Below are 21,708 nucleotides of genomic sequence, written 5' to 3'. Positions count from 1 at the left end.
ATGGCACGTTCTGTTAAAAAAGGTCCGTTCTGCGACGCCCATTTGCTGAAGAAAGTTGAGGCGGCTGCAGCTTCGCGCGACAAAAAGCCGATCAAGACCTGGTCGCGTCGCTCGACGATTCTGCCGGATTTCATCGGCCTGACGATCGCTGTTCACAACGGCCGTCAACACGTTCCGGTGTACATCTCGGAAAACATGGTCGGCCACAAGCTTGGCGAGTTCGCACTGACCCGTACGTTCAAGGGTCACGCAGCCGACAAGAAGGCCAAGAAATAAGGGGCAATCAAGATGGAAGTGAAAGCAATTCATCGCGGTGCCCGCATCTCGGCGCAAAAAACGCGCCTTGTGGCTGACCAGATCCGCGGTTTGCCGGTCGACAAGGCGCTGAACGTTCTGACGTTCTCGCCGAAGAAGGCGGCTGGCATCGTGAAGAAGGTTGTGCTGTCGGCAATCGCGAATGCGGAGCACAACGAAGGCGCCGATATCGACGAGCTCAAGATCAAGAGCATCTACGTCGACAAGGCTGCATCGCTCAAGCGTTTCACCGCGCGCGCCAAGGGCCGCGGTAACCGCATCGAGAAGCAATCCTGTCACATCACTGTGACGGTCGGGAATTAAGGAGCCATACGATGGGACAGAAAATTCATCCGACTGGCTTCCGCCTGGCTGTCAGCCGTAATTGGGCTTCGCGTTGGTACGCGAACAACAACAATTTCGCGGCGATGCTGCAGGAAGACATCGGTGTTCGTGAATACCTGAAGAAGAAGCTGAAGAACGCTTCGGTCGGTCGGGTCGTCATCGAGCGTCCGGCGAAGAACGCGCGCATCACGATTTACAGCTCGCGTCCGGGCGTGGTCATCGGCAAGAAGGGCGAGGATATCGAACAGCTGAAGACGGAACTGCAACGCCGCATGGGCGTTCCGGTCCACGTCAACATCGAAGAGATCCGCAAGCCGGAAACCGATGCGCAACTGATCGCTGACTCGATCACGCAACAGCTCGAGCGCCGGATCATGTTCCGTCGCGCGATGAAGCGTGCGATGCAGAACGCGATGCGTCTGGGTGCCCAGGGCATCAAGATCATGAGCGCTGGCCGTCTGAACGGTATCGAAATCGCTCGTACGGAGTGGTATCGCGAAGGTCGCGTGCCCCTTCACACGCTGCGTGCCGATATCGACTACGCGACTTCGGAAGCGAAGACGACCTACGGGATCATCGGCGTCAAGGTGTGGGTGTACAAGGGCGACACGCTCGGCCGCAATGACGCACCGGTGGTGGAAGAAGTAGCCGAAGACAAGCGTCCGCGTCGCAATGCGCGTCCGGGCGACCGTCGTCCGCGCCGTGATGGCGAAGGCGGCGCTCCGGGTGCTCGCCGTGGCGCACCGCGCCGTGGCGCCGGCAAGCCCGAAGACGGCAAGACTGGAGAATAACGATGCTGCAACCGAAACGCAGAAAGTATCGTAAAGAGCAGAAGGGTCGTAACACCGGCAAGGCGACGCGCGGCAACGCAGTGTCGTTCGGTGAATTCGGCCTGAAGGCGATCGGTCGCGGTCGTCTGACCGCACGTCAAATTGAAGCGGCGCGTCGTGCAATGACGCGTCACATCAAGCGTGGCGGCCGCATCTGGATCCGGATCTTCCCGGACAAGCCGATTTCGCAGAAGCCGGCCGAAGTGCGTATGGGTAACGGTAAGGGTAACCCGGAGTACTACGTCGCCGAGATTCAGCCGGGCAAGATGCTCTATGAAATGGACGGCGTAACCGAAGAACTGGCACGCGAAGCGTTCCGTCTGGCTGCAGCCAAGCTGCCGCTGAAGACGGCATTCATCGTGCGCCAGCTCGGCGCCTAAGGAGAAAACATGAAGGCTTCCGAACTTCTCCAGAAAGACCAGGCCGCGCTCAACAAGGAGCTGGCGGACCTGCTGAAGGCGCAATTCGGCCTGCGCATGCAACTCGCGACCCAGCAGCTCACGAACACGAGCCAGCTGAAGAAGGTTCGTCGCGACATCGCACGTGTGCGGACCGTCATGACTCAGAAGGCGAACCAGAAATGAACGATAGCGTGAAAACCTCGCTGAAGCGGACGCTGGTCGGTCGGGTCGTCAGCAACAAGATGGACAAGACCGTCACCGTGCTGATCGAGCACCGCGTCAAGCACCCGATCTACGGCAAGTATGTCGTGCGCTCGAAGAAGTACCACGCGCACGATGAAGCGAACACCTGCAACGAAGGCGATCTCGTCGAAATCCAGGAAACTCGTCCTGTTTCGAAGACGAAGGCCTGGACGGTGTCGCGCCTCGTCGAAGCAGCTCGCGTCATCTAAGCGGGCCGTGCGGTAGGCAGTAACAGGCACTTCTCCACGAAGTGCTTGAAATCGCAAAGTTTTTGCTTGCGTGACCAGGGTTATTTGTTATAATCCTGGTCTTCCCTCTTTATGGGAGCCCCGTCGCGGGCGAAGTTGGTGGGGGAAGCGGACTGGCGCCAGCCTGTCCGAAAGATTCACCGAATTGCGATGGCGGGTTTCGTTTGCCGTCGCTGCTGTTCCAACCCAAGCAGCCGATTGGCTGACGGGACCAAGACTGACCGAATGCATCATGGTGGTGCATCCGGATTAAGTTGGGAAAGACAAACCATGATCCAGACCGAATCTCGGCTCGAAGTAGCCGACAACACGGGTGCACGTGAAGTTCTGTGCATCAAGGTGCTCGGCGGCTCGAAGCGTCGTTATGCCGGCATTGGCGACATCATCAAGGTGAGCGTCAAAGAGGCAACGCCGCGCGGGCGCGTGAAGAAAGGCGAAATTTACAACGCCGTGGTGGTCCGCACCGCCAAGGGTGTGCGCCGTCAAGACGGCTCGCTGATCAAGTTCGACGGCAACGCCGCTGTGCTTTTGAATAACAAGCTCGAGCCGATCGGCACCCGTATCTTCGGGCCGGTGACGCGTGAGCTGCGTAGCGAACGATTCATGAAGATCGTTTCGCTGGCGCCGGAAGTGCTGTAAGGAGTCGCGATGAACAAGATTCGCAAGGGTGACGAAGTGATCGTCGTTACCGGCAAGGACAAGGGCAAGCGCGGCGTCGTGCTGGCTGTCGGTGCTGAGCATGTGACGGTTGAAGGTATCAACCTCGTCAAGAAGCATGTGAAGCCGAACCCGATGAAGGGTACGACGGGCGGCGTGGAAGCGAAGACGATGCCCCTGCATATTTCGAACGTCGCACTGGTCGACGCGAATGGCAAGGCGTCGCGTGTTGGCATCAAGGTCGAGGAAGGCAAGAAGGTTCGCTTCCTGAAGACGACCGGTGCCGTACTGAGCGCCTGACGCAGCGGAGTAAAAAATGGCTCGTTTTCAAGAGTTTTACAAAGAAAAGGTTGTGCCCGGCCTGATCGAGAAGTTCGGTTACAAGTCGGTCATGGAAGTGCCGCGCATCACCAAGATCACGCTGAACATGGGTCTTGGCGAAGCGATCGCTGACAAGAAGATCATCGAGAACGCCGTTGGCGACCTCACGAAGATCGCTGGTCAGAAGCCGGTCGTGACGAAGGCGCGCAAGGCAATCGCAGGCTTCAAGATCCGCCAGGGTTATCCCATCGGCGCGATGGTGACGCTGCGTGGTCGTGCGATGTATGAATTCCTCGACCGTTTCGTGACCGTCGCCCTGCCCCGCGTGCGTGACTTCCGCGGCGTGTCGGGTCGTGCTTTCGATGGCCGTGGCAACTACAACATCGGTGTGAAAGAGCAGATCATTTTCCCCGAAATCGACTACGACAAGATCGACGCACTGCGTGGGCTGAACATCAGCATCACGACGACTGCGAAGACCGACGACGAAGCAAAGGCTCTGCTCGCCAGCTTCAAGTTCCCGTTCAGAAACTGAGGTTACCGTGGCTAAACTGGCACTGATCGAACGTGAAAAGAAGCGCGCCCGCCTGGTCGCGAAGTTCGCAGCAAAGCGCGAAGCGCTGAAGGCGATCGTCGAAGACCAAAGCAAGTCGGAAGAAGAGCGCTACGAAGCACGCCTGGAGCTGCAGCAACTGCCCCGCAACGCAAACCCGACCCGCCAGCGTAACCGCTGCGCGATCACGGGCCGTCCGCGTGGCACGTTCCGTAAATTCGGCCTCGCGCGTAACAAGATTCGTGAAATCGCATTCCGTGGCGAGATTCCTGGCCTGACCAAGGCGAGCTGGTAATAGGAGAAACGTAAATGAGCATGAGTGATCCTATCGCCGATATGCTGACTCGCATCCGCAACGCGCAGATGGTCGAGAAGGTATCGGTCGCGATGCCCTCGTCGAAGGTCAAGGTTGCAATCGCGCAAGTCCTGAAGGACGAAGGTTATATCGACGATTTCGCGGTGAAGGCTGAAGGCGCGAAGGCAGAACTGAACATCGCGCTGAAGTACTACGCTGGCCGTCCGGTCATCGAACGCCTCGAGCGCGTGTCGAAGCCTGGCCTGCGCGTCTACCGCGGTCGTAACGACATTCCGCAGGTCATGAATGGCCTCGGCGTGGCAATCGTGTCGACGCCGAAGGGCGTGATGACCGACCGCAAGGCGCGCGCTACCGGCGTCGGCGGCGAAGTCATCTGCTACGTCGCTTAAAGCCGAGGAGAGAGAAACATGTCTCGAGTAGGTAAGAGCCCGATCGCGCTGCAAGGCGCGGAAGTCAAGCTGGCCGACGGTGCAATCACCGTCAAGGGCCCGCTGGGCACCATCACGCAAGCGATCAATCCGCTCGTGAACGTGGCGAACAACGACGGCACGCTGAATCTGTCGCCGGTCGACGAAAGCCGCGAAGCAAACGCACTGTCGGGCACGATGCGCGCGATTATCGCGAATGCCGTGCACGGCGTGACCAAGGGTTTCGAGCGCAAGCTGACGCTGGTTGGCGTCGGTTACCGTGCGCAAGCGCAAGGCGACAAGCTGAACCTGTCGCTGGGTTTCTCGCACCCGGTGGTGCACCAGATGCCGGAAGGCGTCAAGGCTGAAACCCCGACGCAAACCGAAATCGTGATCAAGGGGATCAACAAGCAACAAGTCGGTCAAGTAGCTGCGGAAGTTCGCGGTTACCGTCCGCCGGAGCCCTACAAGGGCAAGGGCGTGCGCTATTCCGACGAGGTTGTGATCCTCAAAGAAACGAAGAAGAAGTAAGGGTGCGCAATCATGGATAAGACTCAATCTCGCCTGCGCCGCGCTCGCCAGACGCGTATCAAGATCGCTGAGCTGCAGGTCGCGCGTCTCGCCGTGCATCGCACGAACACGCACATCTACGCTCAAGTGTTCTCGCCCTGCGGCACCAAGGTGCTGGCCAGCGCGTCGACGCTCGAGGCAGAAGTGCGCGCCGAGCTCGCCGACAAGTCGGGCAAGGGCGGCAACGTTAACGCCGCGACGCTGATCGGCAAGCGTATTGCCGAGAAGGCAAAGGCCGCCGGCATCGAATCCGTCGCCTTCGACCGCTCGGGCTTCCGCTACCACGGCCGCGTGAAAGCGCTGGCTGAGGCAGCTCGCGAAGCTGGGCTCAAGTTCTAAGGAAGGAATTCGTCATGGCAAAGATGCAAGCGAAAGTTCAGGCTGACGAGCGCGACGACGGCCTTCGTGAAAAGATGATTTCGGTCAATCGCGTGACCAAGGTCGTGAAGGGTGGCCGTATTCTCGGCTTCGCCGCACTGACCGTGGTTGGCGATGGTGATGGCCGCATCGGTATGGGCAAGGGCAAGGCGAAGGAAGTGCCGGTCGCTGTCCAGAAGGCAATGGAACAAGCTCGCCGCAACATGTTCAAGGTGCCGCTCAAGAACGGCACGCTGCAGCACGAAGTGCACGGCAAGCACGGCGCATCGGCCGTCCTCCTCGCTCCGGCGAAGGCAGGTACGGGCGTGATCGCCGGCGGCCCGATGCGCGCAGTGTTCGACGTGATGGGCGTTCAGAACGTTGTGGCGAAGAGCCACGGTTCGACGAACCCGTACAACCTCGTTCGCGCCACGCTGGACGGTCTGCGCAAGCAGTCCACCCCGGCAGACATCGCGGCGAAGCGCGGCAAGTCCGTCGAAGAAATTTTGGGCTAAGCCCGGGTGGTCACCATGTCTGAAAAAACTGTCAAGGTTCAGCTCGTTAAGAGCCTGATCGGGACCCGCGAATCGCACCGCGCGACCGTGCGTGGCCTGGGCCTGCGCCGACTCAACTCGGTCAGCGAGCTGCAGGACACGCCGGCGGTCCGCGGCATGATCAACAAGGTCTCGTACCTCGTTAAGGTCATCGCGTAAGCGGCCCTACGGATCAAGGAGTTGATATGGAATTGAATAACCTGAAGCCGGCAGCTGGTGCCAAGCACGCCAAGCGTCGCGTCGGCCGTGGCATCGGTTCGGGCCTCGGCAAGACGGCTGGCCGTGGTCACAAGGGTCAGAAATCGCGTTCGGGCGGCTTCCACAAAGTCGGTTTCGAAGGCGGTCAGATGCCGCTGCAACGTCGTCTGCCGAAGCGCGGCTTCACGTCGCTGACGAAGGAATTCGTCGGTGAAGTGCGCCTGGGCGACCTCGAGAAGCTGCCGGTCGACGAGATCGATCTGCTCGCACTGAAGCAAGCCGGCCTGGTCGGCGAGCTGACGAAGAGCGCAAAGATCATCGCGACGGGTGAACTGAAGCGCAAGATCGTCGTGAAGGGTCTCGGTGCCACCAAGGGTGCGCGCGCTGCGATCGAAGCGGCTGGCGGTTCGTTCGCCGAGTGACACGCGTAGCGCGTCGTCACTTGCATTCATCGGAGAAGGTACTTGGCTAACAGCCCGAGTCTTGCAAAACCCGGTCGAAGCACGGCGAAATTCGGCGATCTGCGTCGGCGAGCGATGTTCCTGCTCCTGGCGTTGATCGTCTATCGCATCGGCGCGCACATTCCCGTGCCGGGCATCGATCCGGATCAACTGGCTAAGCTGTTCCAGAGCCAGGCGGGTGGCATCCTGGGCATGTTCAACATGTTCTCGGGTGGCGCACTTTCCCGCTTCACGATCTTTGCGCTGGGGATCATGCCGTACATTTCGGCGTCGATCATCATGCAGTTGCTGGCGATCGTTTCGCCGCAACTCGAGGCGCTGAAGAAGGAAGGGCAGGCAGGGCAACGGAAGATCACGCAGTACACGCGGTATTTCACCGTGGTGCTCGCGACCTTCCAGGCGTTCGGTATCGCGGCTGCGCTGGAAAACCAGCCGGGCCTCGTCACCGATCCCGGCGTGCTGTTCCGTCTGACGACGGTCGTGACGCTGGTTACCGGCACGATGTTCCTGATGTGGCTCGGCGAGCAGATTACCGAGCGTGGTCTGGGCAACGGTATCTCGATCATCATCTTCGGCGGGATCGCAGCAGGGTTCCCGAATGCCGTCGGTGGGCTGTTCGAGCTGGTGCGTACGGGTTCGATGAGCATCATTTCGGCGATCATCATCGTCGTTCTGATTGCCGCGGTGACTTACCTGGTCGTGTTCATCGAACGCGGTCAGCGCAAGATCCTCGTGAACTACGCGAAGCGCCAGGTCGGCAACAAGATCTACGGCGGGCAGTCGTCGCACCTGCCGCTGAAGCTGAACATGTCGGGCGTGATTCCGCCGATCTTCGCATCGTCGATCATCCTGTTCCCGGCGACGATTCTCGGCTGGTTCAGTACCGGTCAGCCGACGGGAAGCTGGATTTCCAATACGTTGCATAACGTTGCGGAAGCGCTGAAGCCGGGCCAGCCGGTCTATGTGCTGCTGTACACGCTGGCAATCGTGTTTTTCTGCTTCTTCTACACCGCACTGGTGTTCAACAGCAGGGAAACCGCGGACAACCTGAAGAAGAGCGGCGCGTTTGTTCCGGGCATCCGTCCGGGCGATCAGACTGCACGATATATCGACCGCATCCTCACGCGTCTGACGCTGGCCGGTGCGATCTACATCGTCTTCGTGTGTCTGCTGCCGGAATTCCTGGTGCTGCGCTGGAACGTGCCGTTTTATTTTGGTGGAACGTCGCTGCTGATCATTGTCGTCGTCACGATGGACTTTATGGCGCAGGTGCAGTCGTACGTTATGTCGCAACAGTATGAGTCGCTGCTCAAGAAGGCCAACTTCAAGGGCGGCAACATCCCAACGCGTTAATAAGGACTATGGCCAAAGACGATGTAATCCAGATGCAGGGTGAGGTGATCGAAAACCTCCCGAATGCGACCTTCCGTGTGAAGCTGGAAAACGGCCATGTCGTGTTGGGGCATATTTCCGGAAAGATGCGGATGCACTACATCCGCATTCTGCCCGGCGACAAGGTGACGGTTGAGTTGACGCCTTACGATCTGTCTCGTGCGCGGATCGTGTTCCGGGCGAAGTGATTTGAAAAAAGGGTATTATCATGAAAGTGATGGCATCGGTTAAGCGCATTTGCCGCAATTGCAAGATCATCAAGCGCAAAGGCGTCGTTCGCGTGATCTGCAGCTCGGATCCGCGCCACAAGCAGCGCCAAGGCTGACCGCGCGTTTGTTTGCGCTTTTTGTTTGAGGAAAAACAATGGCTCGTATCGCAGGGGTTAACATCCCGAATCACCAGCACACCGAGATCGGCCTGACGGCTATTTTCGGTGTCGGCCGCACCCGTTCGCGCAGCATCTGCGTGGCAGCTGGCGTCGATTTTTCGAAGAAGGTCAAGGACCTGACCGACGCAGACTTGGAAAAGCTGCGTGAAGAAGTGGGCAAGTTTGTCGTCGAAGGCGATCTGCGCCGTGAAGTGACGATGAACATCAAGCGCCTGATGGACCTCGGTTGCTACCGTGGCGTCCGTCATCGCAAGGGCCTGCCGATGCGCGGTCAGCGTACGCGTACGAACGCACGTACCCGCAAGGGTCCGCGTCGTGCAGCGCAAGCGCTGAAGAAGTAAGCGGAACTGACAGTTACAGGAAAACGTAATGGCTAAGGCTTCGAACACCGCGGCGCAACGCGTTCGCAAAAAGGTTAAGAAGAACGTCGCTGAAGGTGTGGTTCACGTCCACGCGTCGTTCAACAACACGATCATCACGATCACCGATCGCCAAGGCAACGCGCTGGCATGGGCGACGTCGGGCGGCCAGGGCTTCAAGGGCTCGCGCAAGTCGACGCCGTTCGCTGCACAGGTCGCAGCCGAGTCGGCCGGCCGCGTCGCGATGGAATATGGCGTGAAGAATCTGGAAGTGCGGATCAAGGGCCCGGGCCCGGGTCGCGAGTCGGCAGTGCGCGCACTGCACGGCCTCGGCATCAAGATCACCGCGATTTCGGACGTCACCCCGATTCCGCACAACGGCTGCCGCCCGCCGAAGCGTCGTCGTATCTAAGAATGCGCTGGCACGTTCGTGCTAGCGCATTGCCTGTCGCCGCTCAGCGTCGACGGGCGTTGCTTTTTTGATTGACTAAGCCCACCGTTCGCCCCAAAGGGAGCGGACTAGCGCGGATTTCGATCCGCGTGACTGATTGATAAAGGAATGCAAAGTGGCACGTTATATCGGCCCCAAAGCCAAGCTGTCTCGCCGTGAAGGCACCGACCTGTTCCTGAAGAGCGCGCGCCGCTCGCTCGCCGACAAGTGCAAGCTCGACAGCAAGCCGGGTCAGCACGGCCGTACCTCGGGCGCACGTACGTCCGACTACGGTACGCAGCTGCGCGAAAAGCAGAAGGTCAAGCGTATCTACGGCGTGCTGGAGCGTCAGTTCCGCCGCTACTTCGCCGAAGCCGACCGCCGCAAGGGCAACACGGGTGAAAACCTGCTGCAACTGCTCGAGTCGCGCCTCGACAACGTCGTGTATCGCATGGGCTTCGGCTCGACCCGCGCCGAAGCGCGTCAGCTCGTGAGCCACAAGTCGATCACGGTGAACGGCGTCGTCGCGAACGTCCCGTCGCAGCAAGTGAAGGCGGGTGACGTCGTCGCGATCCGCGAAAAGGCGAAGAAGCAGGCGCGTATCGTCGAAGCACTGTCGCTGGCCGAGCAAGGCGGCATGCCGAGCTGGGTTGCAGTCGATGCGAAGAAGTTCGAAGGCACGTTCAAGCAAATGCCGGAACGCGCTGACATCGCAGGCGACATCAACGAAAGCCTGATCGTCGAATTGTATTCGCGTTAATCCGATTGACGGCCGAGGTACCCTGATTGCGTTACGCAAGGAAGGGCCTCGGCTGTTTATTTTCTGGTTGTTACCGGTCAGCCTTATCGGTGTAACGAGCCGAGGGTATTGAAAAGGAAAGCCCATGCAAACCAGTTTGCTGAAACCCAAGATCATCGCCGTGGAATCGCTTGGCGAGAACCACGCGAGGGTGGTCATGGAACCGTTCGAACGCGGTTACGGCCATACCTTGGGCAATGCGCTTCGCCGCGTGCTGCTGTCGTCGATGGTTGGCTACGCGCCGACCGAAGTCACGATCGCCGGCGTGGTGCACGAGTACTCGACGCTTGATGGTGTGCAAGAAGACGTCGTCAACCTGCTGCTGAACCTGAAGGGTGTGGTGTTCAAGCTGCATAACCGTGACGAAGTGACGGTTACGCTGCGCAAGGAAGGCGAAGGCGTCGTCACGGCCGGCGATATCGAGCTGGCTCACGATTGCGAAGTCATCAACCCGAATCACGTGATCGCGCACCTGTCGAAGGGCGGCAAGCTCGACGTTCAGATCAAGATCGAGAAGGGCCGCGGCTATGTGCCCGGCAACGTCCGTCGCTACGGCGAAGACACGGCCAAGATCATCGGCCGCATCGTCCTCGACGCATCGTTCTCGCCGGTTCGCCGCGTGAGCTACGCTGTCGAAAGCGCACGTGTCGAGCAGCGTACCGACCTCGACAAGCTCGTGATGAACATTGAGACGAGCGGCGTGATCACGCCGGAAGAAGCGATCCGTCAATCGGCCCGCATCCTGGTCGACCAACTGTCCGTGTTCGCGGCGCTGGAAGGCACGGAAACGGCTGCCGAGGCTCCGTCGCGCGCACCGCAGATCGACCCGATCCTGCTGCGTCCGGTGGACGATCTCGAGTTGACGGTTCGTTCGGCGAACTGCCTGAAGGCCGAGAACATTTACTACATCGGCGATCTGATCCAGCGCACGGAAAACGAGCTGCTGAAGACGCCGAACCTCGGTCGCAAGTCGCTCAACGAGATCAAGGAAGTGCTCGCTTCGCGCGGTCTCACGCTGGGCATGAAGCTCGAGAACTGGCCGCCGGCTGGTCTCGACAAGTAAGCCCGGTTGTTGCTGCAGTTGGCAAAGATGCGGATTTTCCTTTAAAATCCGCATCTTGCTTTTTTTCGTTACCGGCCCGTGCACCCTTCGAGGTGCGATAGAAGAGCTGGATCAAAACTTTGAATCAAGGAAACTGAAATGCGCCATCGTCATGGTCTGCGGAAACTGAACCGCACGAGCAGCCACCGTCTGGCTATGCTCCGTAACATGTCCAACTCGCTGATCGAGCACGAAGTCATCAAGACGACGCTGCCGAAGGCGAAGGAACTCCGTAAAGTCGTCGAGCCGCTGATCACGCTCGGCAAGAAGCCGTCGCTGGCAAACCGTCGCCTGGCGTTCAACCGCCTGCGCGATCGTGACTCGGTGGCGAAGCTGTTCGACGTGCTCGGTCCGCGTTTCGCGAACCGTCCGGGCGGCTACCTGCGCGTGCTGAAGTTCGGCTTCCGCGTCGGCGACAACGCACCGATGGCGCTGGTCGAGCTGCTCGACCGTCCGGAAGTCGACGAAACGGAAAACGTGCAAGAAGCTGAATAAGCTTCCGGTACGCAGCAGTATTTGAAAGGGGCCGAGCGATTGCTTGGCCCTTTTTGTTTTTGAGGCGCCGGCTGCGATCGATTGTCGCAGGCCGGCCCCGGCAGCGTTACGCGGGCTGCGCTACGATACGGGGCAGCCAGCGTGGTCCCAGGGTGGGTTGCCGCGCCGGCAGGAGCCGGTAGACCAGCCAGGAGGGCGCGGATGATAGTGGTGCTGATGCTGACGACGGTACCCGACGCGGCGACGGCCGCGGCGCTCGCCGACGGTGCGCTCGACGCGCGGCTTGCCGCTTGCGTGTCGGAGCTCGGCACGATCAAGTCGCGCTATCACTGGCAGGGCAAGGTCGAAACGGCCGACGAGATCCAGTTGCTGTTCAAGACGAGCCCCGTGCGGGCGCTCGAACTGGAACGATTTATTCTTGCGCATCATCCGTACGAGACGCCCGAAATCGTCTCGTGGCAGGCGACGGCATCGGCCGCGTACAGCCAGTGGGTGACCAGCGAAACTCAACGTCTATTTCATGTTTAACGGTATGGCGCTTCCCGTGCGCGTGCGCGCGCTGCGGTTTCTTGCAGTTCTGTTGTCGTGCGTGCTCGTGCTGGGCGGGCTGTCGGTTGCGCGCGCGGCCGACGATTTCCTCGATCCGTCGGTTGCGTTCAAGTTCAGCGCGAGCGAATCGCCGGGACAGGTGGACGTCCGCTTCAAGGTCGCCAACGGCTATTACCTGTATCGCGAGCGGTTCTCATTCGCAGTGAAGAGCGGGCAGGCGACGCTCGGCGAGCCCCAATTGCCGGCCGGCCACGTGAAGTTCGACCAGACGTTCCAGAAGAACGTCGAGACCTATCGTGACGAAGTCGTGGTGCACGTGCCGGTCAAGCAGGCGTCGGGGCCGTTCGAGCTCGCGGTGACGTCGCAGGGGTGCGCAGACGAAGGGATCTGCTATCCGCCGGCGGAGCACGTCGTGAAGATCGACGGCGCCGCGCTGGGTGCAGCCGCATCGTCGTCCGGCGAAACGGCTGCCGGCAGCTGGTTCGACAAGGTCACGAGCGCCGATTTCGCGCAGTCGCTGCTCGAAGGGCACGGCTTCTTCACGATCGTCGCGCTGTACTTCGTCGCTGGCGTCGTTCTGAGCCTCCTGCCCTGTTCGTACCCGATGATTCCGATCGTGTCCGCGATCATCATCGGCCAGGGCACGCGCGCGACGCATGCGCGCGGCTTCGCGCTGTCGCTGACCTACGTGGTCGGCATGGCGCTGGTCTATACGGTGCTCGGCATCGCCGCGGCGCTGGTCGGCCAGAGTCTCGGCGCGTGGCTGCAGAACCCGTGGGTGCTCGGCGCGTTCGGCGTGCTGCTCACCGCGTTCGCCGTATCGCTGATTTCGGGTAAGGACATCGCGCTGCCCGAGCGCTGGCAGAACGGCGCGGCCGAGGCATCGAGCGCGCGCCGGGGCGGCCACTTCATCGCGGTCGCCGCGATGGGCGCATTGTCGGCGCTGGTCGTCGGCGCATGCATGACGGCGCCGCTGTTCGCGGTGCTCGCCTTCATCGCGCACACCGGCAATGCGCTGCTCGGTGGTGCGGCGCTGTTCGCGATGGGGCTGGGGCTCGGCGTGCCGCTGCTCGTGGTCGGCATCGGTGCGGGTACGGTGCTGCCGCGCGCGGGCGCATGGATGGATGGCGTGAAGGTGTTCTTTGGCATCGTGTTGCTCGCGGCCGCGCTGTGGATCGTGTGGCCCGTGCTCGCGGGCGGTCTGAAGATGGTGCTCGCCGCGTTGTGGCTGCTCATCGCGGCCGCGGCACTCGGGTTGTTCACGCCGAATGCCGGCGCCGCGTCGATCTGGCGCCGTCTGGGCCGCGGCGTGGGCGCCGCGCTCGCGATCTGGGCAGCGACGCTGCTCGTCGGCCTGGCTGCAGGGTCGACCGATCCCGTCAAGCCACTGGCCGTCCTTGCGGCTCGCACGGTTGCGTCGGGCGGTGCGGCGGCGGGCACGGCAGCCGCGCAGGACGGGCCCGCGTTCGCATCGGTGCGCTCCAGCAGCGAGCTCGACGTGTTGCTGAAGACGTCGGGCCGGCCCGTGATGCTCGATTTCTACGCCGACTGGTGCGTGAGCTGCAAGGAGATGGAGCATTTGACGTTTACCGACGCGCGCGTGCAGGCGAGGCTCGCGAAGCTTCACCTCGTGCGCGCGGATGTCACCGCGAACAACCCGGACGATCAGGCGCTGCTCAAGCGCTTCAACCTGTTCGGGCCGCCGGGCATCATCTTTTTCGATCGCAGCGGCAACGAAATCGGGCGCGTGGTCGGCTATCAGGCGGCCGAGACGTTCCTGCGCAGCCTCGATCGGGCCGCTGTCCCGACGGTATGACAGTGTCAGCCGGTGGCGAACCGGGGTGCTCGCGCGGCATGAGTTGACAGCTCGACGTCGGCACGCGGCCTCGATCGACGGTAAACAAAAAAACGGCGGAACACCGAGGTGTCCCGCCGTTTTTCCTTACGCCTGCCGGCGCGCGATCAGCGTTGCGCTTTCAGCAGACGCGCGGCGTCGAGCGCGAAGTACGTGAGCACGCCGTCGGCGCCTGCACGCTTGAACGCGAGCAGCGATTCGAGCACGACCTTGTCGTGGTCGAGCCAGCCGTTCATCGCGGCAGCCTTCAGCATCGCGTATTCGCCGCTCACCTGGTACACGTAGGTCGGGAAGCGGAACTCGTCCTTCACGCGACGCACGATGTCGAGGTACGGCATGCCGGGCTTGACCATCACCATGTCGGCGCCTTCGTCGATGTCGAGGCGCACTTCGCGCAGCGCTTCGTCACTGTTCGCCGGATCCATCTGGTAGGTCATCTTGTTGCCCTTGCCCAGGTTGGATGCCGAGCCGACCGCGTCGCGGAACGGGCCGTAGAACGCCGACGCGAACTTGGCCGAGTAGGCCATGATGCGCGTATGGATATGGCCGTCGCTTTCCAGCATCTCGCGGACCGCGCCGATGCGGCCGTCCATCATGTCCGACGGCGCGACGATGTCGACGCCTGCTTCGGCCTGCGCACGCGCCTGATCGACCAGGATCTCGATCGTGTCGTCGTTGATCACGTAGCCGTTCTCGTCGAGCACGCCGTCCTGGCCGTGGCTCGTGTACGGATCGAGTGCGACGTCGGTCAGCACGCCGAGCTCGGGGAAGCGCTTCTTCAGCTCGCGCACCGCACGCGGGATCAGGCCTTCCGGATTGGCTGCCTCGCGGCCGTCAGGCGTTTTCAGCGACGGCTCGATGGCCGGGAACAGCGACAGCACGGGCACGCCGAGTTCGACGCATTGCTCGGCGACATGCATCAGCAGATCGACGGACACGCGCTCGACGCCGGGCATCGACGGCACCGGCTGCCGTTCGTTGGTGCCGTCGACGACGAACACCGGATAGATCAGGTCGTCGGTGGTCAGGCGGTTTTCGCGCATCAGGCGCCGGGAGAAGTCGTCGCGGCGCATCCGGCGCGGACGATGAAGCGGATGGAAGCTCATGTCGATTGGGCAGAAATCAGGGCAGTAAGAACCTTACGGAACCCTTAGGTCATTTTCGGGAGCGTTGGTATATGATAGCGATCGAGCGGCACGCGTCGCGTGCAACTCCCCGCTTCTCCTCCCTGAGCGGGTGCCTGTCGTTTTTCGATTAGGCTGTTTGACCCGCCGTTAAACGGCGGGTTTTTTTATGAGCCGGCCGAATCCGCAGGCGCCGTCAGGTGCGCGCCGCCGATCCCGGCCGCGCGTTGCCCGATCATTGTGCTACAGGCTCGCTTTTTTCGTCGGCGACGGACGGCCGCACCCAGCTCTCGATCAGCTCATGCGCCTCGTCGAGTCCCGTGCGCTTCAGCGCGGAGAACAGCTGGACCGTCAGCTTGCCCTGGACGCCCTGGTCGCGATACGCATCCAGCCCCTTTTGCGCGGTCCGCAGCGCGTTGATGCTTTCCTGCCGCGTCAATTTGTCGCACTTCGTCAGCAGCGTGTGGATCGGCTTGCCGGTCGGCGTGAACCACTCGATCATGCGGCGATCGAGGTCGGTGAGCGGACGGCGCGAATCCATCATAAGGATCAGGCCGCAGAGCTGCGAGCGGGTCGCGAGGTAGGACGACAGCAGCATTTCCCAGTGCGCCTTCGCGGCGCCCGGCACTTCCGCGTAGCCGTAGCCGGGCAGGTCGACGAGGTTCGCGACGGGCTCGGCGGCCGGGCCGACGGAGAAGTAGTTGATATGCTGCGTGCGGCCGGGCGTCTTCGATGCGAAGGCCAGCCGCTTCTGGTTGCACAGCACGTTGATCGCCGTCGACTTGCCGGCGTTCGAGCGGCCCGCGAACGCGATTTCCGGCTGTACCGTCGGCGGCAGGTCGCGCAGATGGTTGACGGTCGTGTAGAAGCGGGCTTGATGGAGCAGAAAGGCCATGGGAACCGGAAGGACGGGCGGCGCGAGCCGCTTGGTGGAGGCGGGGTAGCCCCGATAGGCGCGGGAGCTTTCAACACGATATTGTACAATACGGCGGTTTTGCCGAAGGCCACCGGGCGCCTGCCTCGCGCTTTTATGTGGCTTCTGCGGTAGACTGGTCGCCGTCGTTTTTTGCAGAACCTCAAATTCCCACAAGACGAAACAGGGTGTGCGAATGAATCGACTGTGCAAGTCTCTGATGGTGCTTCAGGTTGCAGCAGGGTTCGTAGGTTTCGTAGCGGAGGCAAACGCGGCGGATGCGGCAAAGCCGGATCTCGACCGCGGCAAGGCGATTGCCGGGCAGGTCTGCGCGTCGTGTCACGGCGCCGACGGCAATAGCGCGTCGGGCAGTTTCCCGAAGCTTGCCGGCCAGCATCCCGAGTATCTGGTCAAGCAGTTGAACGACTTCAAGACGCAGCCGGGCGCGAAGGGGCCGGTGCGTACCAACGCGGTGATGGTCGGATTCGCGAGTGCGCTGAGCGCGGACGACATGCGCAACGTCGCCGCGTACTACGGGTCGCAGACGACGAAGCTCGGTACCGCACGCGATGCGGCGACCGTGCCGATCGGCCAGAAGATCTATCGCGGCGGCATCGCGGAGAAAGGCGTGCCCGCCTGCGCGAGCTGCCACGGGCCGACCGGGCAGGGGCTTCCGGTCCAGTACCCGCGTCTGTCGGGGCAGTGGGCCGATTACACGGTCGCGCAGTTGACCGCGTTCCAGCAGGGAGTTGGCGCGCGCAACAACAACGACGCGATGCATCAGATCGCGACGCGCCTGTCGGACAACGAGATCAAGGCCGTCGCGGATTACATCGCGGGCCTGCGTTGAGCGGTTGGTCGCGAATGGAATGACCGGGCGCCCGAAGGGCGTCCGGAGTCAGAACAAGAAAAGGGTGGGGCGCCGCACCGTTGCGGTCGCCTTGCCCTTTTTTGTTGTCAGTCGGAGTTTGAATGAGCGTTACCACGTCGGGATTGCAGTCGAAGTCGGGTCAGGGTGCGTCGAAGCGCGCAGTCGAGCTGCTGAGCTCGATGCGTTTCGCGATCGCGCTGCTGGTGGTGCTGTCGATCGCGAGCATCGTCGGCACGGTCCTGACCCAGGACGATCCGTATCCGAATTACGTGAACCAGTTCGGGCCGTTCTGGGCGGACATCTTCCGCTCGCTCGGCCTGTACAACGTGTACAGCGCGTGGTGGTTCATGCTGATCCTGATCTTCCTCGTCGTGTCGATCTCGCTGTGCGTGATCCGCAACGCGCCGAAGATGCTCGCCGATGCGAAGAGCTGGAAGGACAAGGTCCGCGAAGGCAGCCTGCGCGCGTTCCACCACAAGGCCGAGTACACGGCTTCCGGCACGCGCGCGACCGTTGCGGCGACACTCGCCACGTTCGTCACCAAGGCCGGCTACAAGCACGTCGTGCGTGAAACCGACGGCGCAACGCTGATCTCCGCGAAGCGCGGTGCGATGACCAAGTGGGGCTACATCTCAGCGCACGTCGCGATCGTCGTGATCTGTATCGGCGGCCTGCTCGACAGCAACCTGCCGATCAAATTCCAGATGTGGATGTTCGGCAAGAGCCCGGTCAACACGAGCGCGACGATCAGCGAGATTTCCCCCGACCATCGCCTGTCCGCGTCGAACCCGACGTTCCGCGGTTATGCGTGGGTGCCCGAGGGCCAGTTCGTGTCGACCGCGATCCTGAACCAGCCGAGCGGCTCGCTGATCCAGGACCTGCCGTTCTCGATCCAGCTCAACAAGTTCATCGTCGACTACTACACGACGGGCATGCCGAAGCTGTTCGCGAGCGACATCGTCGTGATCGATCGCGAGACCGGCCAGAAGATCCCGGCGCGCGTCGAGGTCAACAAGCCGTTCACGTACAAGGGCGTGTCGATCTACCAGTCGAGCTTCCAGGACGGCGGCTCGCAGATGCAGATGACGGCCTACCCGATGACGGGCGGCAACGCAAAGACCTTCCCCGTGCAGGGCACGATCGGCAGTTCGGCACCGCTGCAGATGCCGGGCGCCGACGGCGATACGATCGAGTTCTCCGATTTCCGCGCGATCAACGTCGAGAACATGGTCGACGCAAACGGCAAGCCGGACGTGCGCGGCGTCGCGAAGACGGCGTCGCTGAAGGAGGCGTTCGACGAACGGCTCGGCTCCGGCGCGAAGACGTCGAAGCCGATGCAGCTCCACAACATCGGCCCGTCCGTGCAGTACAAGATCCGCGGCAAGGACGGCCAGGCGCGCGAATTCAACAACTACATGCTGCCCGTCGACATGAACGGCGTGCGCGTGTTTCTCGCCGGCGTGCGCGCGAGCCCGAACGACCCGTTCCGCTACATGCGGATTCCGGCCGACAGCCAGGATTCGATCGGCGAATGGATGCACCTGCGCGCCGCGCTCGAGGATCCGGCCGTGCGTGCCGAAGCCGCCGCGCGCTTCGCGCAGCGTTCGCTGCCGGGCACCGACGCATCGCTGCGCGGCCGCCTGCAGGACAGCGCATCGAAGGTGCTGACCCTGTTTGCCGCCAGCGACGACAGCGTCGGCCGCGGCGCCGACGGCCAGCCGATCGGCGGCTTCCAGGCCGTGGCGACGTTCATCGATCGCTCGGTGCCGAAGGCCGAGCAGGAGAAGGCCGCGAGCCTGCTGCTGCGGATGCTCGAGGGCTCGATGTGGGAGGTCTGGCAGATCGCGCGCGAGCGGGCCGGCGAGCCGGCCGCCCAGCAGGGCACCGACACGATCCGATTCGTGCAGAACGCGATCAATGCGCTATCCGACAGCTTTCTGTATGGATCACCCGTCTATCTGCAGCTAGACTCATTCAAGCAGGTGCAAGCTTCGGTATTTCAGCTGACGCGCGCACCCGGCAAGAATCTGGTGTATCTTGGCAGCCTGCTGCTGGTCGCCGGCATCTTCTCGATGTTCTACGTGCGCGAACGGCGCCTCTGGTTCTGGCTCAAGGATGCCGGCCCGGGTGTCGAGGTGGTGATGGCGATGTCCACGGCCCGCAAGACCTTCGATTTCGAGAAAGAATTCGTGCAGACGCGCGACGCGGCTGGCGCCGCCTTGCGCGCCGCACCTCGCGACGCCTCGCCCGCCGGCGCGGCATCGACGGCCCGCCCGCCTGCCGGCGGCGGTTCCGATTCCGAGAATTCCACCCGGTAACATCATGGATCTCACGCAAGTCTCCTCTTCCCGTCGGGCGTCGGCCCAGGCCCCGGTTTCGGCGCCGCTGTTCGACGATCGTCCGTTCCTCGCGCGCCTGTCGCTGATCGACTGGCTGTTCGCACTGGCGCTCGTGGCGGGCGCGGGTTATGCGCTCGTGCACTACAACGCGCACATGGATTACTACGACAAGGCGGTGATGATCGGCACCGTGCCGGCGCTCGTCGCGCTCGGCTGGCGCTGGAAGCCGGCTCGGCTGATGATGGCGTCGATCGCCGTGCTGTCGCTGCTGTCGATCCAGATCTACCAGGGCGATCTCGCGCGCGCCGATTCGGCGTTCTTCCTCAAGTACTTCCTGTCGAGCCAGTCGGCGATCCTGTGGATGAGCGCGTTGTTCGTGCTCGCGACGATCTTCTACTGGATCGGCTTGCTCGCGCGCTCGGAAACGGGCGCCGCGATCGGCCAGAAGCTCACGTGGGTCGCCGTGCTGATGGGCTTCACGGGGCTGATGGTGCGCTGGTACGAGTCCTACCTGATCGGCGCCGACGTCGGGCATATCCCGGTATCGAACCTCTACGAGGTGTTCGTCCTGTTCAGCCTGATCACCGCGCTGCTCTATCTGTATTACGAAGGCCACTACGGCACGCGTTCGCTCGGCGCGTTCGTGCTGCTGGTCATCAGCGCGGCAGTCGGCTTCCTGATGTGGTACTCGGTCGCGCGCGATGCGCAGCAGATCCAGCCGCTCGTGCCTGCGCTGCAGAGCTGGTGGATGAAGATCCACGTGCCGGCGAACTTCATCGGCTACGGCAGCTTCGCGCTGTCGGCGATGGTGTCGGTCGCGTACCTGATGAAGGAGCGCGGCGTGCTCGCCGATCGCCTGCCGACGCTCGAGGTGCTCGACGACGTGATGTACAAGTCGATCGCGGTCGGTTTCGCGTTCTTCACGATCGCGACGATCCTCGGCGCGCTATGGGCGGCCGAGGCATGGGGCGGCTACTGGAGCTGGGACCCGAAGGAAACCTGGGCGCTGATCGTGTGGCTCAACTACGCGGCGTGGCTGCACATGCGGCTGATGAAGGGCCTGCGCGGCGCGGTTGCCGCCTGGTGGGCACTCACGGGCCTGCTCGTCACGACGTTCGCGTTCCTCGGCGTCAACATGTTCCTGTCGGGGCTGCATAGCTACGGCAAGCTGTAAGATTTCGGCCGCTCGTCCGACTATAAGACCGCCGGTGCACTGCGTGCCCGGCGGTTTTCTTTTGTAACGGGCGGGCGATCCGGGCGTCGAACGGCGCATGACGGGCCGGGTCGAACGCTCATGAAGCGTGCGCGCGGCGCATGCAGGAGGAGCAGCACGATGTGGATCAAACGCCCTTTGCGGAACGTACTGACCGGCGCCGATATCGCGCACAGCGAGATCACGCCGCGCGCGGTGTTCGAGAACCGGCGGCGCGTCTTGCAGGCGGCCGGCCTCGCGGCGGCGGGCGGGTTGCTCGGCGGCAGCGGTGCGGCATTTGCCGCGTATGCGTCGCCCGACGCGCGGGCGGCGAAGCTCGTGGCGAAAACGAACCCGAAGTTCGTCGCGGCCGACAAGGTGACGCCGTTCAAGGACATCACGTCCTACAACAACTTCTACGAATTCGGCACCGACAAGAGCGACCCGGCGCAGAACGCCGGCACGCTGCGGCCGCGCCCGTGGCGCGTGAGCGTCGAGGGCGAGGTGCTGCACCCGAAGGTGTTCGATCTCGACGAACTGCTGAAGCTCGCACCGCTCGAGGAGCGTGTGTACCGGCTGCGCTGCGTCGAAGGCTGGTCGATGGTGATCCCGTGGATCGGCGTGCCGCTGTCCGAGCTGATCAAGCGTGTGCAGCCGACCGGCAATGCGAAATACGTGCAGTTCGTCACGCTGGCCGATCCGTCGCAGATGCCGGGCCTCTCGACACCCGTGCTCGACTGGCCGTATTCGGAAGGGCTGCGGATGGACGAGGCGATGAATCCGCTGACGCTGCTGACGATGGGTGTCTACGGGCAGGTGCTGCCGAATCAGAACGGCGCGCCGGTGCGAATCGTCGTGCCGTGGAAGTACGGCTTCAAGAGCGCGAAGTCGCTCGTGAAAATCCGCTTCGTCGACCAGCAGCCGAAGACGAGCTGGAACACGTACGCAGCGAACGAATACGGCTTTTATTCGAACGTGAACCCGAACGTCGATCATCCGCGCTGGAGCCAGGCGACCGAGCGGCGCATCGGCGAGGACGGCTTCTTCACACCGAAGCGCAAGACGCTGATGTTCAACGGCTACGGCGATCTGGTTGCGTCGATGTATCAGGGCATGGACCTGAAAAAGAACTTCTGAGCGCGACG

32 protein-coding genes are annotated in these 21,708 nt (G+C 62.3%); 30 read left to right on the top strand and 2 right to left on the bottom strand.

Annotation, left to right across the window (positions count from 1 at the left end; genetic code table 11):
- The 26 genes from rpsS to dsbD all read left to right on the top strand — a co-directional run bounded on the left by rpsS (position 1) and on the right by dsbD (position 14,085).
- Positions 1-276 carry a 30S ribosomal protein S19 gene (gene rpsS, locus ACNQQL_RS12600; RefSeq protein WP_004199273.1) on the top strand — a complete coding sequence of 92 codons (276 nt, stop codon included), beginning with the start codon at positions 1-3 and terminating at the stop codon, positions 274-276.
- Between the two features lie 12 nt (positions 277-288).
- Positions 289-618 carry a 50S ribosomal protein L22 gene (gene rplV, locus ACNQQL_RS12595; RefSeq protein ID WP_004199272.1) on the top strand — a complete coding sequence of 110 codons (330 nt, stop codon included), beginning with the start codon at positions 289-291 and terminating at the stop codon, positions 616-618.
- 11 nt (positions 619-629) lie between these two features.
- Complete coding sequence (rpsC, locus tag ACNQQL_RS12590; RefSeq protein ID WP_006482899.1) at positions 630-1,430, top strand: 30S ribosomal protein S3; 801 nt, start codon at positions 630-632, stop codon at positions 1,428-1,430.
- Positions 1,431-1,432: 2 nt separating this feature from the next.
- Complete coding sequence (gene rplP / locus ACNQQL_RS12585; protein ID WP_006482873.1) at positions 1,433-1,849, top strand: 50S ribosomal protein L16; 417 nt, start codon at positions 1,433-1,435, stop codon at positions 1,847-1,849.
- Between the two features lie 9 nt (positions 1,850-1,858).
- Positions 1,859-2,053 carry a 50S ribosomal protein L29 gene (gene rpmC, locus ACNQQL_RS12580; RefSeq protein WP_006400652.1) on the top strand — a complete coding sequence of 65 codons (195 nt, stop codon included), beginning with the start codon at positions 1,859-1,861 and terminating at the stop codon, positions 2,051-2,053.
- On the top strand, positions 2,050-2,322 hold the full coding sequence (gene rpsQ / locus ACNQQL_RS12575) for a 30S ribosomal protein S17 (protein WP_006752928.1): 273 nt from the start codon (positions 2,050-2,052) through the stop codon (positions 2,320-2,322). Before rpmC ends, rpsQ begins: the two co-directional genes overlap by 4 nt.
- Before the next feature lie 309 nt (positions 2,323-2,631).
- Positions 2,632-3,000, top strand: a complete 369-nt coding sequence (gene rplN, locus ACNQQL_RS12570) for a 50S ribosomal protein L14 (RefSeq protein ID WP_006482918.1) — start codon at positions 2,632-2,634, stop codon at positions 2,998-3,000.
- Positions 3,001-3,009: 9 nt separating this feature from the next.
- Positions 3,010-3,318, top strand: coding sequence for a 50S ribosomal protein L24 (gene rplX, locus ACNQQL_RS12565; RefSeq protein ID WP_006477187.1), 309 nt, complete (start codon positions 3,010-3,012; stop codon positions 3,316-3,318).
- Positions 3,319-3,334: 16 nt separating this feature from the next.
- The gene (rplE, locus tag ACNQQL_RS12560) at positions 3,335-3,874 is read left to right on the top strand and encodes a 50S ribosomal protein L5 (protein ID WP_006482882.1); all 540 of its coding nucleotides are present in this window, start codon (positions 3,335-3,337) and stop codon (positions 3,872-3,874) included.
- 7 nt (positions 3,875-3,881) lie between these two features.
- Entirely contained in the window at positions 3,882-4,187 is a 306-nt protein-coding gene (rpsN, locus tag ACNQQL_RS12555) for a 30S ribosomal protein S14 (RefSeq protein WP_006482884.1), read from the top strand.
- Positions 4,188-4,201: 14 nt separating this feature from the next.
- Complete coding sequence (gene rpsH / locus ACNQQL_RS12550) at positions 4,202-4,597, top strand: 30S ribosomal protein S8 (RefSeq protein WP_034183605.1); 396 nt, start codon at positions 4,202-4,204, stop codon at positions 4,595-4,597.
- Between the two features lie 18 nt (positions 4,598-4,615).
- The gene (gene rplF / locus ACNQQL_RS12545) at positions 4,616-5,146 is read left to right on the top strand and encodes a 50S ribosomal protein L6 (protein ID WP_006758786.1); all 531 of its coding nucleotides are present in this window, start codon (positions 4,616-4,618) and stop codon (positions 5,144-5,146) included.
- Between the two features lie 12 nt (positions 5,147-5,158).
- Entirely contained in the window at positions 5,159-5,524 is a 366-nt protein-coding gene (gene rplR, locus ACNQQL_RS12540; protein WP_006477183.1) for a 50S ribosomal protein L18, read from the top strand.
- Positions 5,525-5,538: 14 nt separating this feature from the next.
- Entirely contained in the window at positions 5,539-6,057 is a 519-nt protein-coding gene (gene rpsE, locus ACNQQL_RS12535) for a 30S ribosomal protein S5 (protein ID WP_006482895.1), read from the top strand.
- A 15-nt stretch (positions 6,058-6,072) separates the two neighbouring features.
- Complete coding sequence (gene rpmD, locus ACNQQL_RS12530; RefSeq protein ID WP_006400644.1) at positions 6,073-6,255, top strand: 50S ribosomal protein L30; 183 nt, start codon at positions 6,073-6,075, stop codon at positions 6,253-6,255.
- A 26-nt stretch (positions 6,256-6,281) separates the two neighbouring features.
- Complete coding sequence (rplO, locus tag ACNQQL_RS12525) at positions 6,282-6,716, top strand: 50S ribosomal protein L15 (RefSeq protein ID WP_006482880.1); 435 nt, start codon at positions 6,282-6,284, stop codon at positions 6,714-6,716.
- 42 nt (positions 6,717-6,758) lie between these two features.
- The gene (secY, locus tag ACNQQL_RS12520) at positions 6,759-8,108 is read left to right on the top strand and encodes a preprotein translocase subunit SecY (protein WP_347064300.1); all 1,350 of its coding nucleotides are present in this window, start codon (positions 6,759-6,761) and stop codon (positions 8,106-8,108) included.
- An 8-nt stretch (positions 8,109-8,116) separates the two neighbouring features.
- The gene (gene infA, locus ACNQQL_RS12515; RefSeq protein ID WP_004521905.1) at positions 8,117-8,335 is read left to right on the top strand and encodes a translation initiation factor IF-1; all 219 of its coding nucleotides are present in this window, start codon (positions 8,117-8,119) and stop codon (positions 8,333-8,335) included.
- A 20-nt stretch (positions 8,336-8,355) separates the two neighbouring features.
- Positions 8,356-8,472, top strand: a complete 117-nt coding sequence (gene rpmJ, locus ACNQQL_RS12510; RefSeq protein WP_004199844.1) for a 50S ribosomal protein L36 — start codon at positions 8,356-8,358, stop codon at positions 8,470-8,472.
- 38 nt (positions 8,473-8,510) lie between these two features.
- Positions 8,511-8,876, top strand: coding sequence for a 30S ribosomal protein S13 (rpsM, locus tag ACNQQL_RS12505; RefSeq protein ID WP_006477178.1), 366 nt, complete (start codon positions 8,511-8,513; stop codon positions 8,874-8,876).
- A 28-nt stretch (positions 8,877-8,904) separates the two neighbouring features.
- A complete protein-coding gene (rpsK, locus tag ACNQQL_RS12500) occupies positions 8,905-9,306 on the top strand; it encodes a 30S ribosomal protein S11 (protein WP_004197937.1) in 402 nt (133 codons plus the stop codon).
- Positions 9,307-9,460: 154 nt separating this feature from the next.
- Positions 9,461-10,084, top strand: coding sequence for a 30S ribosomal protein S4 (rpsD, locus tag ACNQQL_RS12495; protein ID WP_012362893.1), 624 nt, complete (start codon positions 9,461-9,463; stop codon positions 10,082-10,084).
- Between the two features lie 124 nt (positions 10,085-10,208).
- The gene (locus ACNQQL_RS12490) at positions 10,209-11,186 is read left to right on the top strand and encodes a DNA-directed RNA polymerase subunit alpha (protein WP_006477176.1); all 978 of its coding nucleotides are present in this window, start codon (positions 10,209-10,211) and stop codon (positions 11,184-11,186) included.
- 138 nt (positions 11,187-11,324) lie between these two features.
- Positions 11,325-11,720, top strand: coding sequence for a 50S ribosomal protein L17 (gene rplQ / locus ACNQQL_RS12485; RefSeq protein WP_006477175.1), 396 nt, complete (start codon positions 11,325-11,327; stop codon positions 11,718-11,720).
- A 201-nt stretch (positions 11,721-11,921) separates the two neighbouring features.
- Positions 11,922-12,248: a divalent-cation tolerance protein CutA gene (gene cutA, locus ACNQQL_RS12480; protein ID WP_347064299.1), complete on the top strand. Its 327-nt coding sequence runs from the start codon at positions 11,922-11,924 to the stop codon at positions 12,246-12,248.
- Positions 12,241-14,085 carry a protein-disulfide reductase DsbD gene (dsbD, locus tag ACNQQL_RS12475; protein ID WP_347064298.1) on the top strand — a complete coding sequence of 615 codons (1,845 nt, stop codon included), beginning with the start codon at positions 12,241-12,243 and terminating at the stop codon, positions 14,083-14,085. The genes cutA and dsbD overlap by 8 nt, the downstream gene beginning before the upstream one ends.
- Before the next feature lie 146 nt (positions 14,086-14,231).
- On the opposite strand, the gene hemB is transcribed toward dsbD, so the two are convergent.
- On the bottom strand, positions 14,232-15,230 hold the full coding sequence (gene hemB / locus ACNQQL_RS12470) for a porphobilinogen synthase (protein ID WP_034183609.1): 999 nt from the start codon (positions 15,228-15,230) through the stop codon (positions 14,232-14,234).
- Between the two features lie 253 nt (positions 15,231-15,483).
- A complete protein-coding gene (gene yihA, locus ACNQQL_RS12465; RefSeq protein ID WP_347064297.1) occupies positions 15,484-16,143 on the bottom strand; it encodes a ribosome biogenesis GTP-binding protein YihA/YsxC in 660 nt (219 codons plus the stop codon).
- 214 nt (positions 16,144-16,357) lie between these two features.
- Here yihA and ACNQQL_RS12460 point away from each other — a divergent pair, with 214 nt between their 5' ends.
- The 4 genes from ACNQQL_RS12460 (at position 16,358) to msrP (ending at position 21,700) form a co-directional block, all read left to right on the top strand.
- Positions 16,358-17,011: a c-type cytochrome gene (locus ACNQQL_RS12460; RefSeq protein WP_072443826.1), complete on the top strand. Its 654-nt coding sequence runs from the start codon at positions 16,358-16,360 to the stop codon at positions 17,009-17,011.
- A 122-nt stretch (positions 17,012-17,133) separates the two neighbouring features.
- Positions 17,134-19,350, top strand: coding sequence for a cytochrome c biogenesis protein ResB (locus tag ACNQQL_RS12455; RefSeq protein WP_347064296.1), 2,217 nt, complete (start codon positions 17,134-17,136; stop codon positions 19,348-19,350).
- Positions 19,351-19,354: 4 nt separating this feature from the next.
- Entirely contained in the window at positions 19,355-20,545 is a 1,191-nt protein-coding gene (gene ccsB / locus ACNQQL_RS12450; protein ID WP_072443831.1) for a c-type cytochrome biogenesis protein CcsB, read from the top strand.
- Between the two features lie 159 nt (positions 20,546-20,704).
- Positions 20,705-21,700: a protein-methionine-sulfoxide reductase catalytic subunit MsrP gene (gene msrP, locus ACNQQL_RS12445; protein WP_347064295.1), complete on the top strand. Its 996-nt coding sequence runs from the start codon at positions 20,705-20,707 to the stop codon at positions 21,698-21,700.
- Positions 21,701-21,708 lie beyond the last annotated feature (8 nt).

This window comes from Burkholderia sp. LFS061 (assembly GCF_047978125.1).
GTDB lineage: Bacteria > Pseudomonadota > Gammaproteobacteria > Burkholderiales > Burkholderiaceae > Burkholderia > Burkholderia pyrrocinia_C.
The sequence above is the reverse complement of the archived record's forward strand: the minus strand, read 5'-3'. Positions and strand labels throughout refer to the sequence as shown.

What these genes read in the sequence shown, in the direction of transcription:
- ACNQQL_RS12460 (WP_072443826.1), top strand. Translation starts at nt 16,358, where the DNA reads ATGAATCGACTGTGCAAGTCTCTGATGGTGCTTCAGGTTGCAGCAGGG.
- msrP (WP_347064295.1), top strand. Translation starts at nt 20,705, where the DNA reads ATGTGGATCAAACGCCCTTTGCGGAACGTACTGACCGGCGCCGATATC.
- infA (WP_004521905.1), top strand. Translation starts at nt 8,117, where the DNA reads ATGGCCAAAGACGATGTAATCCAGATGCAGGGTGAGGTGATCGAAAAC.
- rplP (WP_006482873.1), top strand. Translation starts at nt 1,433, where the DNA reads ATGCTGCAACCGAAACGCAGAAAGTATCGTAAAGAGCAGAAGGGTCGT.
- rplQ (WP_006477175.1), top strand. Translation starts at nt 11,325, where the DNA reads ATGCGCCATCGTCATGGTCTGCGGAAACTGAACCGCACGAGCAGCCAC.
- rpsQ (WP_006752928.1), top strand. Translation starts at nt 2,050, where the DNA reads ATGAACGATAGCGTGAAAACCTCGCTGAAGCGGACGCTGGTCGGTCGG.
- rpsC (WP_006482899.1), top strand. Translation starts at nt 630, where the DNA reads ATGGGACAGAAAATTCATCCGACTGGCTTCCGCCTGGCTGTCAGCCGT.
- rplE (WP_006482882.1), top strand. Translation starts at nt 3,335, where the DNA reads ATGGCTCGTTTTCAAGAGTTTTACAAAGAAAAGGTTGTGCCCGGCCTG.
- rpsM (WP_006477178.1), top strand. Translation starts at nt 8,511, where the DNA reads ATGGCTCGTATCGCAGGGGTTAACATCCCGAATCACCAGCACACCGAG.
- rplV (WP_004199272.1), top strand. Translation starts at nt 289, where the DNA reads ATGGAAGTGAAAGCAATTCATCGCGGTGCCCGCATCTCGGCGCAAAAA.
- rplR (WP_006477183.1), top strand. Translation starts at nt 5,159, where the DNA reads ATGGATAAGACTCAATCTCGCCTGCGCCGCGCTCGCCAGACGCGTATC.
- rpmD (WP_006400644.1), top strand. Translation starts at nt 6,073, where the DNA reads ATGTCTGAAAAAACTGTCAAGGTTCAGCTCGTTAAGAGCCTGATCGGG.
- ccsB (WP_072443831.1), top strand. Translation starts at nt 19,355, where the DNA reads ATGGATCTCACGCAAGTCTCCTCTTCCCGTCGGGCGTCGGCCCAGGCC.
- rpsH (WP_034183605.1), top strand. Translation starts at nt 4,202, where the DNA reads ATGAGCATGAGTGATCCTATCGCCGATATGCTGACTCGCATCCGCAAC.
- rpmC (WP_006400652.1), top strand. Translation starts at nt 1,859, where the DNA reads ATGAAGGCTTCCGAACTTCTCCAGAAAGACCAGGCCGCGCTCAACAAG.
- rpsE (WP_006482895.1), top strand. Translation starts at nt 5,539, where the DNA reads ATGGCAAAGATGCAAGCGAAAGTTCAGGCTGACGAGCGCGACGACGGC.
- rpsS (WP_004199273.1), top strand. Translation starts at nt 1, where the DNA reads ATGGCACGTTCTGTTAAAAAAGGTCCGTTCTGCGACGCCCATTTGCTG.
- cutA (WP_347064299.1), top strand. Translation starts at nt 11,922, where the DNA reads ATGATAGTGGTGCTGATGCTGACGACGGTACCCGACGCGGCGACGGCC.
- dsbD (WP_347064298.1), top strand. Translation starts at nt 12,241, where the DNA reads ATGTTTAACGGTATGGCGCTTCCCGTGCGCGTGCGCGCGCTGCGGTTT.
- rplN (WP_006482918.1), top strand. Translation starts at nt 2,632, where the DNA reads ATGATCCAGACCGAATCTCGGCTCGAAGTAGCCGACAACACGGGTGCA.
- yihA (WP_347064297.1), bottom strand. Translation starts at nt 16,143, where the DNA reads ATGGCCTTTCTGCTCCATCAAGCCCGCTTCTACACGACCGTCAACCAT.
- rplF (WP_006758786.1), top strand. Translation starts at nt 4,616, where the DNA reads ATGTCTCGAGTAGGTAAGAGCCCGATCGCGCTGCAAGGCGCGGAAGTC.
- rpsK (WP_004197937.1), top strand. Translation starts at nt 8,905, where the DNA reads ATGGCTAAGGCTTCGAACACCGCGGCGCAACGCGTTCGCAAAAAGGTT.
- ACNQQL_RS12455 (WP_347064296.1), top strand. Translation starts at nt 17,134, where the DNA reads ATGAGCGTTACCACGTCGGGATTGCAGTCGAAGTCGGGTCAGGGTGCG.
- rplX (WP_006477187.1), top strand. Translation starts at nt 3,010, where the DNA reads ATGAACAAGATTCGCAAGGGTGACGAAGTGATCGTCGTTACCGGCAAG.
- rplO (WP_006482880.1), top strand. Translation starts at nt 6,282, where the DNA reads ATGGAATTGAATAACCTGAAGCCGGCAGCTGGTGCCAAGCACGCCAAG.
- rpmJ (WP_004199844.1), top strand. Translation starts at nt 8,356, where the DNA reads ATGAAAGTGATGGCATCGGTTAAGCGCATTTGCCGCAATTGCAAGATC.
- hemB (WP_034183609.1), bottom strand. Translation starts at nt 15,230, where the DNA reads ATGAGCTTCCATCCGCTTCATCGTCCGCGCCGGATGCGCCGCGACGAC.
- ACNQQL_RS12490 (WP_006477176.1), top strand. Translation starts at nt 10,209, where the DNA reads ATGCAAACCAGTTTGCTGAAACCCAAGATCATCGCCGTGGAATCGCTT.